16 protein-coding genes are annotated in these 13,010 nt (G+C 42.3%); all 16 read right to left on the reverse strand.

The features are described from left to right. Positions 1–8 precede the first annotated feature (8 nt). Positions 9–842: a serine hydrolase gene (locus D829_RS0111265; RefSeq protein WP_017688993.1), complete on the reverse strand. Its 834-nt coding sequence runs from the start codon at positions 840–842 to the stop codon at positions 9–11. A gap of 82 nt (positions 843–924) precedes the next feature. Beyond that, on the reverse strand, positions 925–1,401 hold the full coding sequence (locus D829_RS0111270; RefSeq protein ID WP_017688994.1) for a GNAT family N-acetyltransferase: 477 nt from the start codon (positions 1,399–1,401) through the stop codon (positions 925–927). A 91-nt stretch (positions 1,402–1,492) separates the two neighbouring features. Continuing rightward, entirely contained in the window at positions 1,493–1,951 is a 459-nt protein-coding gene (locus tag D829_RS0111275) for a GNAT family N-acetyltransferase (protein ID WP_017688995.1), read from the reverse strand. Then, on the reverse strand, positions 1,948–2,517 hold the full coding sequence (locus tag D829_RS0111280; RefSeq protein WP_017688996.1) for a hypothetical protein: 570 nt from the start codon (positions 2,515–2,517) through the stop codon (positions 1,948–1,950). The genes D829_RS0111275 and D829_RS0111280 overlap by 4 nt, the downstream gene beginning before the upstream one ends. Beyond that, positions 2,514–3,056, reverse strand: a complete 543-nt coding sequence (locus tag D829_RS0111285) for a GNAT family protein (RefSeq protein WP_017688997.1) — start codon at positions 3,054–3,056, stop codon at positions 2,514–2,516. Before D829_RS0111285 ends, D829_RS0111280 begins: the two co-directional genes overlap by 4 nt. Positions 3,057–3,058: 2 nt before the next feature. Then, positions 3,059–3,556: a GNAT family N-acetyltransferase gene (locus D829_RS0111290; protein WP_017688998.1), complete on the reverse strand. Its 498-nt coding sequence runs from the start codon at positions 3,554–3,556 to the stop codon at positions 3,059–3,061. A gap of 28 nt (positions 3,557–3,584) precedes the next feature. After that, a complete protein-coding gene (locus D829_RS0111295) occupies positions 3,585–3,944 on the reverse strand; it encodes an NIPSNAP family protein (protein ID WP_241230767.1) in 360 nt (119 codons plus the stop codon). A gap of 34 nt (positions 3,945–3,978) precedes the next feature. Further along, on the reverse strand, positions 3,979–4,857 hold the full coding sequence (locus D829_RS0111300; RefSeq protein WP_017689000.1) for a methyltransferase domain-containing protein: 879 nt from the start codon (positions 4,855–4,857) through the stop codon (positions 3,979–3,981). 434 nt (positions 4,858–5,291) lie between these two features. Further along, entirely contained in the window at positions 5,292–5,822 is a 531-nt protein-coding gene (locus D829_RS0111305; protein WP_017689001.1) for an AAA family ATPase, read from the reverse strand. A gap of 12 nt (positions 5,823–5,834) precedes the next feature. Then, positions 5,835–6,179: a GNAT family N-acetyltransferase gene (locus D829_RS30875; RefSeq protein WP_017689002.1), complete on the reverse strand. Its 345-nt coding sequence runs from the start codon at positions 6,177–6,179 to the stop codon at positions 5,835–5,837. 63 nt (positions 6,180–6,242) lie between these two features. Beyond that, on the reverse strand, positions 6,243–6,773 hold the full coding sequence (locus D829_RS0111315; RefSeq protein ID WP_017689003.1) for an AAA family ATPase: 531 nt from the start codon (positions 6,771–6,773) through the stop codon (positions 6,243–6,245). Positions 6,774–6,963: 190 nt separating this feature from the next. Next, positions 6,964–8,028: a polysaccharide deacetylase family protein gene (locus tag D829_RS0111320; RefSeq protein WP_017689004.1), complete on the reverse strand. Its 1,065-nt coding sequence runs from the start codon at positions 8,026–8,028 to the stop codon at positions 6,964–6,966. 222 nt (positions 8,029–8,250) lie between these two features. Beyond that, complete coding sequence (locus tag D829_RS0111325; protein WP_017689005.1) at positions 8,251–9,303, reverse strand: ABC transporter substrate-binding protein; 1,053 nt, start codon at positions 9,301–9,303, stop codon at positions 8,251–8,253. Positions 9,304–9,411: 108 nt separating this feature from the next. Next, on the reverse strand, positions 9,412–10,386 hold the full coding sequence (yjfF, locus tag D829_RS0111330) for a galactofuranose ABC transporter, permease protein YjfF (RefSeq protein ID WP_017689006.1): 975 nt from the start codon (positions 10,384–10,386) through the stop codon (positions 9,412–9,414). Further along, a complete protein-coding gene (locus D829_RS0111335) occupies positions 10,376–11,419 on the reverse strand; it encodes an ABC transporter permease (protein WP_017689007.1) in 1,044 nt (347 codons plus the stop codon). Before D829_RS0111335 ends, yjfF begins: the two co-directional genes overlap by 11 nt. Before the next feature lie 4 nt (positions 11,420–11,423). Then, positions 11,424–12,935, reverse strand: a complete 1,512-nt coding sequence (locus D829_RS0111340; RefSeq protein WP_017689008.1) for a sugar ABC transporter ATP-binding protein — start codon at positions 12,933–12,935, stop codon at positions 11,424–11,426. Between the last annotated feature and the right edge of the window lie 75 nt (positions 12,936–13,010).

Genomic DNA, 13,010 nt, shown 5'->3' on the forward strand with positions numbered 1-13,010 from the left:
ATAAACAACTACTCTTTCAAAATATAATTGTTAAACCATTGAAGTGGTAACAAGCTATCATCGGATATAATCGTGGTGATTACCGCAACCAATCCTCGCTTTTGGTTAACAAAGATATATTGCCCTCGTCCACCGCCCATCCCCATAGCATAAAACGTTTTATTTTTAGCGTCTTCTTTCTTGATGCTTTTCATTATGCGCCAGTGGTAGCTATATAAGGTTTCAGAAGTAAGAGAAGGACTTACACTTCTAGCAATCCAGTCAGCAGAGATGAGTTGTTTAGAATTCCACTTCCCATTCTGAGCGTATAACATTCCAAACTTCAGCATATCTTCAATTTTCATTCGCAAACCAAAACCACCTATGGCAATCCCTTGTGTATCCTGATACCAATGGAAATCGTTAATATCCAGAGGTGCAAATAAGTTCTTTTTTGCAAATTCCGAAGTGTTCATACCAGTCGCCTTCTGCAATATGGCGCTAAGTATATGCGAACTCCCGCAACTATATTTCATTTGAATTCCAGGTTCGAATTCAACTGGCTGTTCAAGAACAAATTTTGTCCAATTCTTAGATGGAATCATCGCTTCATTCCCCGGATAGTGCAAGCCCGAGGACATCGTTAATAGATGCTTAATCGTAATCCCCTTTTTGCTGTCATCCAGATCGTTAAAATAATTCACAATTGGAACATCCTCATTCTCAATGTAACCCTGCTGTATAGCGATTCCCACCAATGCTGAGAGCACACTTTTTGTAATTGAATTCACTTTGTGTTGTTTGTCTTTCGTTTTTCGATTCCGATAATATTCATATTGAATTGAGTTTTCTCGGTATATCATACAGCTCTCCGCTTTATTTCTTTTGATCTCTCTTTCGAGATCATTAAATTCAGTGATATATAACCCTCCCTTCTCCTATGATTCAAAGCTCCAATACGGTTATTAACTCATCATGACAGATCTCGCCGTTGTCTACGAAACCAAAGCTTTCATATAATTTTTTCACGCTGACATTTTCGGGACTATAAGAAATCCAGCAATATTGTGTAGGTCCAGCTGGGTATGTACGAATAAATTCCAAAATTTCTACCATAGCTTGTCGTCCATATCCGCGGTTCTGATATTGATGATCAATCATCAGTCTCAGAATGCAATAACTACTATCCGCGATAGAGGGTAGATCATATCCAGTAATGCCATAGGTAATCATCACAAATCCTACCGGTTGATCGTCCATATATATAGCAAAAGGAAATGGATGACCTCCATTTTGCGAAAGAACATAACATGAGGCTACACTCGACAGATTGGAGGCCACGAATTGCCGTTGATCATCCGAGACCTCCAGATTAAATATGGCACGACGATTATCCAGCGTAATTTTTCTCAAACTAATCATCTTATCACTTCCTAGTTGTGTTTTGTTCAGCCAGATATTCATCTATCCTACCAAATGCTCTATAGCCTTCTTCATATAGATGTTGAGTCTATCATTTTATTGCCAACCTGTAGATCACTTCATCATCTGAATTGGTTCTATTCTCACTAATGAAGGACATGCTCTTATACAAGTTCTGTGCTATTTCGTTATCACGTTCAACCGTTAATGAAATAACCTTGCATACCGGATGCTGTTTCGTGATGTAATCTAGAATGGCTCTTATAGCGCGCTTTCCCATCCCTTTACCTTGATAAGATTGATCGATTTGAAAACCACCAATCCAGTAATTATCTGTACTATCTGGCGTATAACTCAGATAAAAGAAACCAAATACCTTCCCATCGATCTCAAGTACGTAAGGATCAAATGCTTCATCCCACGGTTTTATATAGGCGTAAGCGATCCCCTCAATAACAGATGGAACTAATGAGACTTGGTGTTCATACAAAGAGATCTTCAGCGCCTCTTCCCAATTCTCTCGGGTGATTGGTTGTATTTTTATATTCACCACTGTATCTCCTCTTTCGACAATCCTTGTTTGATTCTAACGTTTTTTTCACTCTCACTTACAACCGCTCCCAAATGATGTTCAATCAACTGTATTACTTGTTTTTTATTCTTCGTGATTGTTGCGTTCTTATGGTTTGTGTTAATTGTACACATAACTTCTTCTATATTATATTGATGGTTCCATTTCACAATCATCTTGCATAAGTTCTTGAATGACTGCTTGTAATTCGACGGTCGCAAGCCCACTCTGGACAATACAAACCTTTTTATAATCCGATAATCTCTAATGAAAACATTTGGAGCTAATACAAAAATCAAATCCGCTTCCTGGATGGACTTAATGGTCCAATCTTTGCACTGCACTCCTTCTATGATCCAAGCCTCTGAACCGACAATAGATTGGACAGATTCATCCCTAACACTTTCAGGATATCTCAGATTTCCGGCGCTTCTGTCCCATATGAGATTGTCTAATTCATAGGAAGGAATACCGTATTTATCCGACAATTCTTTGGCTAATGTTGATTTCCCACTACCGCAAGATCCAATAATTCGTATTCTCATACATATTCTTTCTTCAAAAATGCATAGACGACATTATCAACAAATCGATTTTTCCAATAATAATGTTCTTTCAATATACCTTCTTCACTGAACCCAATTTTCTCAAGCAACTTCCTTGATCCCGCGTTCTCTGGCTCTACAAATGCTTCAATTCTGTTTAATTCAAGGTTCTTGAATCCATATTCAACGATTTTCTGAGTTACCTCAGTCATGTAACCCTGCCGCCAGAACTCCGGTGCTAACTCATATCCCATCACAGCTTTATAATGTTGTTTCATCCAACCATGAAATCCGCATGTTCCAATAATTCTGTTGTCCGATTTCAAAGCAATTCCCCAGCGGATGACCTGACCATTTTCGAATCGTTCTTTCCACCTTTGTATAAGTTCTTCTGCTTGTTTTGTATTCGTAAAACTTTCTACATCGTAGAACCTTGTAACTTCATCTGAAGAAAAATATTGAAATATGTCTTGGGAATCACTCTGTTTAATCTCTCTTAGCAGCAATCTTTTGGTTTCTAGCTCAGGAAATGGAGTCATATTCACTTCACCTCAATCGAGTATACTGCTACATTTTTCCCTATTATGTCTACGTCCTTCTCGTGTTTCATGCCATTCTTTTGCGCGACTTTCATAGAACCCACATTGCCATGTTGAATTAACGATATTAATCTTTTCTGTTTCAAGTGATCCAAGCCATATTCTTTCCACGCTTTTGCTTGTTCATATCCGTAACCCATTCCCCAATATTGCTCAATAACCCAGTAACCAACTTCAAGCTCATCATTGCCTTCAATGATTTGAGGAATCAGTCCGGAGGTTCCAATTAGCTTGTTATCCTCTTTATTAAATGCGAGGAACAGCCCTTGATCATCTTTATTCCAGTTGATGAACTTTTCCAGGCTTTGCATGGTTTCTTCCTTGGTCCAGGGTCCTCCATGTCTTATAAATTTCATCATATTCGGCTCACGAGTCATCTCAAAAAGTAAATCGAAATCATTTTTAGTGTATTTCCGAAATATAAGTCGTTCTGTCTCCATCTTTCTCTCAGCTCCTTCTTCATTCATTTCACTTCAAAATCGTTTGTTCGCGCTCTACTGTCGATGTGAAAAACGCTTGCCTAATCTCGTCACGAAATACTTCTTTATACCGATGTCTTCCAATCTGATCAAAACGGGCTTGAACTCGCTTTACGTGTTCTGTATCTGATTTTATCTTTTTCTCAATCTCTTCGTATTGTTCAAGGGTATCGTATTCCCACATCGCAAAAATTTCGCTAGTTTCATCATCGATTGGTGTGTGCCATCTCCCAATAAGTCTTGATCCGTATTTCAATTGGGATGGCAGCAAAATATCATTAAACAGAGCATTAAACTCATCTACAAAAGAAGTCGCAATAATATAGGTTTTTCTCCTATATATCATCATGTGTACCTCCTTATGTGTAATAGAAGCAGTACAACTATCTCGTCACAATTCCCGATGTAATTTTCATGTTCGGAGCATAGGTTAACCATGAGTTCTCATTAAACTCCTTAGCAAATACACTCTCTGCTTCATGTTCTCTATTCGCTGCTTCTGAATTCAGTCCTCTTTCCATCAAATGAGTAACAACTTCATGTCTGTCATTCGGTTCTTGTCCCAGTCCTTCTTCTTTTAATGCATGAAAAAGCTTTTCCTTATCGGAATCTGCCATGTGTTGATCTAAGAAGTTAACCTTGTCACTCACCCGGCATTCTACATTTCTCAAGCCAAGTTGGCTAAGCAGAATTGGAATCTTCATACCGATATTTCCGTCTTTACCACTGCGTTTGGCATCTTCCTCGAACAATTTTTGGAGAATACCTAGCTGAATAATCTTGGATTGTTTAAGTCCATGTAATTCATAGTTTGACATATTAGCGATCCAATGAGGTTCAAAACATATGATTCTACCCTCATCTACTACACTGTCAATCATATTCTGAAGAATGTTGATAGGCTCTGTTATATGTAATAAGAAGGCATGACTTATCGCAATATCGTATTGACGTTTCACTTGCACCTTTTCAATGTCATCTATTATAAAAGTCGTTTGATAAGAGGTCTTTGAGAAAATCTCTTTGGCCTGCTTAATCAATTCCTTACCTTTGTCTAATCCGGTATAGGTTGATCCTTCGGGTAATAAAGGAAGCAGCTTCAATCCGAGATAGCCATATCCACATCCATAGTCGATAATATCTACTGACTTTTCAATCTTCCATACACGTTGAACCAAAAACTCAAGATAATCATCGTTATAGTAAAGCCACCGCGTATTTCTCAGATATTCAATTTGGTCATCCCAATAGTAATCAGACAAGGCGAACTCCCTCCTTCATAAGATGTAATCGTATTCATAAACATTCAAATATCATGGGGAAACGAACTAGAGTGTGTCTTCAAACTCAAGCAAGTAAACGATGATGGGTGCCAGCTTACTGTCCGAAAATTACTGAAGTTCAGGGTGACTGATGCTGGCGAATGGCCAGGCGATTTTCTAAGGAACACAGGACATCTTATTCTGCCTTCACGTCCTCTTTTAAAATTGTAAGGAACATGAGACATCTTATTTCCCAAAATCATCTGACAAAAACGCTACAAAAGGCTATTTTTTCTGGTATAGCGTGTCTCAGATTCCTTAGATTTCGGAGGGCGTTTCAAATTCCCGAATAAGACGTGTCAGGTTCGTTAGCGCTTAACACCTAAACTCAACGCTCGTGCATTTTTACAATTAGTAGCATAATAACATAGCAGTTATTTCACTCGATATTTCTCATTATTTATAATTTCACTTACTATTTCAGGTAATTGTTCTTCTGTAAAATGATTAGTATACAGCTTGTTATCTACTCTCAGATCCAGATTATTTTCAAACTCATCCAGCAGAAGTATACTTCTTTCTTTCATTTGATATTCTTCTGCTCTTAGACGGTCTCTACGAATAATGGTTTGACGATCAACCATCAATACAACATAGATTATGCGAACATGATAGTCTGTCAATTCTGTCATTAATCCATCAATGTCTTCAGGAAAAGCCACATAGTCCAGCACTACATCGTATTTATAATCCAATAAGTTTTTCACTAGGCTAGATATATTTTTCCAAGTTAAGTCGTTTGTATCCTTATCAAGCCAGGGTTTACCTCGCCCTTTGACCGGCAAGTGACTAACCGCATCTCCAGAAATGTAGGCACTTTTATCTAAAGTCTGAACCAGCAGCTTGGAAGTTGTAGATTTCCCTACTCCAGGGGGTCCAGATATAATATATAGGTTTCTACTCATTTCGTATTCTCCTTACAATATCTTTTGGAAACTTCCAATATCCAGTTTTCTATCGAATTTATATCCGATCTCTTTAAACAGAGCACATTGTTCATAACCATTTCTCTCAAATAATGATTTACTTCTTGTATTCTCCATACAAATCGTCGCAATTAAGGTATGGAATCCTTGTTCTTTTGCAATCTTCTCAATAAAACGTAGTGCTTGTTTCCCCAAGCCTTTTCCCAAAATGTCGGGCTTTAAATATACGGTGACTTCACCGCAAATATGAGGATATTCCCTGCCTTCATTATACAGATCTTCCCATATAACTTCTGACTTTATTTTAGAACCCCATTGATCAACGCGGCTTCCCAATCTTTTCTTGAGAGTACATGTACAATCATCATCATAAAACCCTCCTTAATAAAAAAATGATAATTATTTGGACAGGACCTTCTTCAATATGAGTTCTATGATTTCACTAGTCTCCAGATGATCGGTAATAATGCGAGTTTGAAATTGTTCATCCTTGAAAGCTTCAACACACTTTGGTGCTTGTTGATACTGCCAGCCTCCATATTCATCTCCGCGTTTAGCCAAACGATGATAAATTGTCTCTTCTGTAGCCGTTAGGCAAAAATGATGAATGTCCTGATCAATCTCTTTCAACCCGTTATAGATGTAATGAAAGTTTTCCTCTTTATAGATGGTCATGGGGATGATTAAGTGTTTGTTGTATTTCTGCTTTACTTCTTTAGCCGTCTTTACGGTTAGTATTCTCCACAGCTCGATATCTTGAAAATCATCCGTACGTTCCCTTTCCTCTCTACAATTCTCCGGAAGAAGTTTTCTGAGCATATAACCTATTTCTTCAGGATCGTAGATCATACTGTTTGCAATTAAGGGCTGAAGTGCTTCTGCTGCAGAAGTTTTTCCCGAACCAAACGCCCCATTAATCATAATGATCATTTGATCATTTCACTCCCATTCAATGAAATTTTTCAATAGAAACAATTCTTCTCATATACAATTTCATCCATTATAAATGTTTTCCTTCCACTTTTGTGTTACAAAATGGCAAAAAAAATAATGAAATCCCATTGGATCAACCCAACGGGATTTCATCATAATGCATTATTTTTCAATCAACCTAAGCTTGTTAATGTATTTCCAAGTAATCGATATATATATCCCATGTCCCGTCATCGGCTGTTACAACCAACTCAATGACCTGATTTCCCGTCCCGTGACTGACATTATTCAGGGTATAAACCGCTGGAGCGCTTCCGCCAAAGTAAAAGGTTCCCTTCGTCTGTCCGCCAATCTTCAAATCAACTCTAGCCATGTTGGCATTGTTTGAAGCTCCACGAAGTGAGAAATTATGAGTGCTTGTTGCAAAATTCTGAGTGTATTTAACCAAATCATTGTTGGCATAAAGGACCACGCCATTGAAAGGAGAACTGATATTGCCGGTGTATTGTCCACCTTTGGTCATGTTCTCAGCTTCCACTTTTGTTCCGTTACTCGGGGGATTCGTAGTGCTACTATCGGGTGCGACTGCCCGACCGGTCGTTGATGAGATCATGCCGGAGCAAAGGCCACGATTCTTCAGATTTTGTGCAATCTGCGGAATGGCTTGAAGTGTCGTCTGGTACTGATCATGCATTAGAATGACGTCACCACTTTTCATCGTGTTCACAGCCGCTACAATCTGGGCTGCGCTGGCGCCATTCCAGTCTTGGGAATCTACGTTCCACAGCACCTCAGTCAGGCCATTTTGGCTCACAACGGATTTCAAGGTCGCATTTGTCGCACCGTAAGGAGGTCTGAACAGTTTAGGTGAACTCCCGGTAATGGACTGGATCGTCTGCTGTGTCCGAGTAATCTCTGACGACATCTGAGAGCTGTTTAATGTAGTCATATTCGGATGTGTATAGGAATGATTGCCAATCCACATACCAGCTGCCACCTGGGCAGTAACCAGAGATTGATTATTTTGTGCATTTTGTCCAACATTGAACATCGTTGCTCGTAAACCAGCCTGCTTCAACGCGTTAAGTATGTTTGTTGTATTACCAGATGGACCATCATCAAACGTCAGGCCTACATAACCATTCGGACAACTTGCATCTGCAGCACGAGCATCGGGCACCGCCGGAATAGAAAACAAGGTACCGAAAAGTGCGAGAGATATTACCGCCTTTGCCAGCTTTACTTTGAACATAAAATTACCTCCTCATATTATATTCACAGCATAATACCTTCTACACTCCCTCTCTTTATCGGACTTTCACCCTCGAAAAAAAGCGCTTTCAAATGCACGTAATCCGCTGCGTCCTTTCTGATAGAGAAGAACTTTTAGTTCAAGGTGAGTTCAGTATAAACGATACCTCCATTTAAAGTAAATTGAATTTTATCCAAAATGTTCTATTTTTTTTCACAAGTTCTAGAATCGCCTGTTGTACATCTCCCGCCTAGCACTCTCCTGTGTAAAAATGTCCTCCGGGGGCACCATACGCTTCGGGAGTGTACGTCCTGCAATAATTTCTTTTGTAGCCTGCATAAGCTGGGGACCAAGTAGCGGGTTACATTCCACCACAGCGTTGATTTTCCCACTCGCCAGAATTTCAAGTGCTTTGCGGGAGCCGTCCACCGAGACAATGATAATGTCCTCTCCCGGCTTCAGTCCAACTTCTTCTATCGCTTGTATGGCGCCAAAAGCCATTTCATCATTATGGGCAAAAAGAACCTGCGGCCGTTCGTCTTCCGGGACCTGAAGGAATTCTTTCATCACTTGTTTGCCATTGTCCTCCGTAAAATCGGCAGGAGCACTTTGTGAGAAGATGATATCTGCTCTGGTGTCGAAAATGCTTCTAAATCCCTCACCACGCTGGATAGAAGGCGTAGAACCACTCGTGCCTTGCAGTTCGGCAATCCGTATCAAACCCGGATGATTTCGCATCCGATCCTGAATGTACTTCCCAGCCTTCACACCTTCCTCATAAAAGTCCGATCCAATCGTTGTTACAAAAAGTGAAGTATCTTTGACATCAACTGACCGGTCTACGATGATCACGGGTATGCCTGCATCCCTGGCCTCCTGAAGAATACCTTCCCAGCCCGATTCCACGACCGGTGCAATGGCAATGACATCCACCTTTTGCCTGATGAACGACCGAACAGCCTCGAACTGTTTCGTCTGAGACTGTTCTGCATTTTTTATTACAAGGGAGATTCCCGATTCAGCCGCAGCATTCCGAATAGACGTGGAGTTTGCCAGACGCCAGGCACTCTCTCTGCCCAGTTGTGAAAAACCCAAAACAATCGGTTTCGTAGAGGTATCCCTTGCTACCGCTGATTCCATCCATTCCTCAACAGACGGGAGAGTTTCCATGTTGTTAGACGAGATGGGAGGAGGAACAGATTCAGACTCAGGGGTTGTGCAGCCGACAAGCAGCAGTAGAATGAACAAACACAACCCGTTCACATGTCTTCTCACTCACGCATCCCCCATCTCCATGTTACGCTCAGCATTCACCAATACAGAGCGCATATTATGATATCATTGTTTCGGTATCCGTGTTCAATATCATTTAATTCGATCAACTTAATGCAGTGATTTCGAGGATACTCGCCGCCCACTAAGAAGTCGCTGGAACAAAATAAAAACAAAAAGCATCAGGCCAATCACAATCTTGGTCCACCATGAGCTGAGCGTGCCTTCGAAGCTAATTATAGTTTGGATAGCCCCCTGGATCAATACACCAATAAAGGTTCCCGCCACATACCCTACACCACCTGTTAACAAGGTGCCTCCTATTACAACAGCCGCGATGGTATCGAGTTCAAGACCCATGGCGTGTAATCCATAACCGGATAACATATAGAAGGTGAAGACAACACCGGCAAGCGCGGAGCACAAACCACTGAACGTGTACACCAGGATTTTGGTACGTGCAACCGGCAGTCCCATGAGCAGCGCGGATTGCTCGCTTCCGCCGATGGCGTAAACGTTGCGCCCAAACCGGGTGTAATGTGCCAGGTAAATCGCGAGCAGTACAATAACCAGAGCAATAATCACATTAATGGAGACAAAACTGCCCCCTGGCAGGGAAATTTTCGCCTGCGCAACCTGTGTGTAAAATGGATTCGTAATGGTAATGGTGTCGAGACTGATGACATAACACAGCCCCCGCGCCAAAAACATGCCTGCCAGTGTCACGATGAAAGGCTGAATTTTAAAATAGTGGATGATAGCCCCCATGACTGTGCCAAACAACGCCCCCATGACAAGCACCATTGGTATAACAATCGCAGGCGACCACCCTTGCTTCTCGACCAGACTTGCGCTAATGATGGTCGTCAACGCAATGACAGAACCTACCGACAGGTCGATTCCTCCCGATACAATCACAAAAGTCATACCAATCGCCGTGATAATCAGAAATGCGTTATCAATGAGAAGATTAAGCAGTACCTGTGTAGAGAAAAACCCCGTATACCGGAAAGAGCCTATGGCAAACATCACTGCCAGCAAGCCGAAGGTGACAAAGACCGGGAGATACTTACGATTAAGAAACATGGCGGTTAACCCCCTGTTCGGCTGGAAACTTCCGTTTTTTCCAACGGATCACCATGGAATTGCGGAATGAATCGGATTGAATCAAACATACGGCCAGTACAACAAAGGCTTTGACAACCAGCGTAACTTCTGGCGGGACTCCAATCATATAGATCGTCGTTGTTAAGGTTTGGATAATGAGTGCTCCAACGACGGTACCCATTAGATAGAAACGGCCGCCATTGAGTGAAGTACCCCCGATGACTACAGCAAGAATGGCATCGAGTTCATACCACAGACCTGCGTTATTGCCATCCGCACTGGATACATTCGAGCTGAGAATAAGCCCGGCAATGCCGGCACACAGACCACAGAAGACATATACCGTGAGAATAACCGTTTTTGAACGAATACCTGCCAGTTGGCTCGCGTTTGCGTTACTTCCAACCGATTCGATAAACAGTCCCAGTGCCGTTTTTCTCGTCAACAGTGAGGCAACAAGCAGCACAGTTAATACGATGAAGATGGAAAAAGGTAATGCTGCAAGCGAACCTGCCCCGATATAGGCGTAGTTCGCGTTGGATACAGTAATAATCTGTCCACTCGTAATTAATTGCGCAATCCCACGTCCGGCTACCATCAGTATAAGCGTTGCAATAATGGGCTGGATTCGGGCAACCGAAACCAGCGCCCCGTTCCATATGCCCAAGATCAGTGAGAGACCTATAGATAATCCAAGTGCACCCAACATAAGCCCGAAGGAACTCTGATCTACTCCTCTGCTGATGCTCATACAAGCCACGGCACCGGAGATCGCTACAATGGAGCCCACGGACAAATCGATACCTCCGGTCGCAATCACCAGTGTCATGCCGATCGATACCAGAATTAAAGGCGCTCCAAAATTGAGAATATCAATCAAGCTGCCATACAGATTCCCTTCACGCATGACGAGGGAGAAGAAATCCGGAGAGTACAGCAAATTAAAGATTAAAAGTAAACCAAGCATACATAACGGCCAAAACAAATGATGTTTACGCATCTTGCCCGCCATCTCTTTAACCTCCTGCCATTGCTTTCATGATTTGCTGTTGATGGATCTGATCCCCGCTAAGTTCTTGCACTTTTTTGCGGTCCCGGATTACGGCAATCCGGTGGCTGACACGAATCACTTCTTCCAGCTCGGACGAAATGAACAGCACGGCCATGCCCTGCTTCGACAGAGAGAGCACCAGCTTCTGTATCTCAGTCTTGGCACCGATATCAATTCCACGCGTAGGTTCATCGAGAATCAACAGATCGGGGTTCATCAGCAGCCACCGTGCAAGCAACACCTTTTGCTGATTACCGCCGCTCAGATTTTTAATTAATTGCTCCGGGTTTTTCGGATGGATATTTAACAGGTTGATGTACTTTTCGGCGATCTCATCCTGCTTCTTGCGTGAGATTGGTTTGGACCAGCCTCGTGTCGCTTGTAAAGCCAGAATAATGTTCTCCCGAATGGTCAAATCATCGATTATGCCTTCGGTTTTACGGTTCTCGGAGCAAAAAGCAATATTCTGATCAATTGCATGACGCGGCGACTTGACCGTACTTCCTGTATCTACAACGAGCAGCTTGCCTACATCTGAACGATCTGCACCAAAGAAAAGGCGAGCGATCTCGGTACGACCAGACCCCAATAACCCAGCCAAGCCCACGACTTCTCCCTTGCGAATGTCCAGATCAAAAGGCTCAATTGCTCCTTTGCGTCCAAGTGCCTTAGCGGTAATTAACAGTTCTCCCGACTCCGCCTGGGCAGCATCCGCTTCCTTCGGAAGCTCCTCAAGCACCTCAAGCTCCTTGCCGATCATCTTGAGCACCAGTTCCATGCGTGGAAGTTCTGCGGCTATGTACTCTCCTTCCAATTCCCCGTTACGGAGCACCGTTAGACGATCCGACATTTCGTATACCTGATCAAGAAAATGAGTAACAAAAAGAATTGCGAGACCTTCACTCTTTAATTTGTGCATAATACGAAACAGTTGCTGAACCTCGTTTTTGTCCAGACTGGATGTGGGTTCATCCAATATGAGCACTTTTGCCGAGATGCTGAGTGCTCTTGCAATTGCAATCAGTTGTTGCATCGCGACCGAGTAGGTCTGTAAAGGAGCCTTAACGTCGATGGACAGATGTAATCTGTCTCGCAGAAGGTTCTCCGCATCTTTGTTCATTTGCTTCCAATTGATTTTGCCAAATCGCATCGGCTCCCGCCCGATGAAAATATTCTCAGCAACCGTTAAGTTCGGACAGAGATTGACCTCTTGGTAAACGGTACTGATTCCCGCCTTTTGCGCTTCAAGCGGACCGGAGATCGAAAGAGCACGGTTATCCATCGTTACCGTTCCTTCGTCAATGGAATAAACGCCGGTCAGAACTTTAATAAGCGTCGACTTCCCCGCTCCGTTCTCACCCATCAAGGCATGAATCTCGCCCGGAAACAAGCGAAAGCTGACGCTGGATAGCGCTTTAACCCCGGGAAATTGTTTGGTGATGCCTGTCATTTGCAAAATGGGTGCTTGCTCGGCCATATAACCCTCTCCTTTGTTATGGAAAAAAGTCATTTAGCGACAGCCTGGTCGAAAAATGACTTTTCGGTGTTATAC

Source organism: Paenibacillus sp. PAMC 26794 (genome assembly GCF_000316035.1).
Lineage (GTDB): Bacteria > Bacillota > Bacilli > Paenibacillales > Paenibacillaceae > Paenibacillus.

Bases quoted from the DNA above. Each gene is read 5' to 3' on its own strand.
- D829_RS0111265 (WP_017688993.1), bottom strand. From the start codon at position 842: ATGATATACCGAGAAAACTCAATTCAATATGAATATTATCGGAATCGA.
- D829_RS0111270 (WP_017688994.1), bottom strand. From the start codon at position 1,401: ATGATTAGTTTGAGAAAAATTACGCTGGATAATCGTCGTGCCATATTT.
- D829_RS0111280 (WP_017688996.1), bottom strand. From the start codon at position 2,517: ATGAGAATACGAATTATTGGATCTTGCGGTAGTGGGAAATCAACATTA.
- D829_RS0111285 (WP_017688997.1), bottom strand. From the start codon at position 3,056: ATGACTCCATTTCCTGAGCTAGAAACCAAAAGATTGCTGCTAAGAGAG.
- D829_RS0111290 (WP_017688998.1), bottom strand. From the start codon at position 3,556: ATGGAGACAGAACGACTTATATTTCGGAAATACACTAAAAATGATTTC.
- D829_RS0111295 (WP_241230767.1), bottom strand. From the start codon at position 3,944: ATGATGATATATAGGAGAAAAACCTATATTATTGCGACTTCTTTTGTA.
- D829_RS0111305 (WP_017689001.1), bottom strand. From the start codon at position 5,822: ATGAGTAGAAACCTATATATTATATCTGGACCCCCTGGAGTAGGGAAA.
- D829_RS0111315 (WP_017689003.1), bottom strand. From the start codon at position 6,773: ATGATCATTATGATTAATGGGGCGTTTGGTTCGGGAAAAACTTCTGCA.
- D829_RS0111320 (WP_017689004.1), bottom strand. From the start codon at position 8,028: ATGTTCAAAGTAAAGCTGGCAAAGGCGGTAATATCTCTCGCACTTTTC.
- yjfF (WP_017689006.1), bottom strand. From the start codon at position 10,386: ATGTTTCTTAATCGTAAGTATCTCCCGGTCTTTGTCACCTTCGGCTTG.
- D829_RS0111335 (WP_017689007.1), bottom strand. From the start codon at position 11,419: ATGGCGGGCAAGATGCGTAAACATCATTTGTTTTGGCCGTTATGTATG.
- D829_RS0111340 (WP_017689008.1), bottom strand. From the start codon at position 12,935: ATGGCCGAGCAAGCACCCATTTTGCAAATGACAGGCATCACCAAACAA.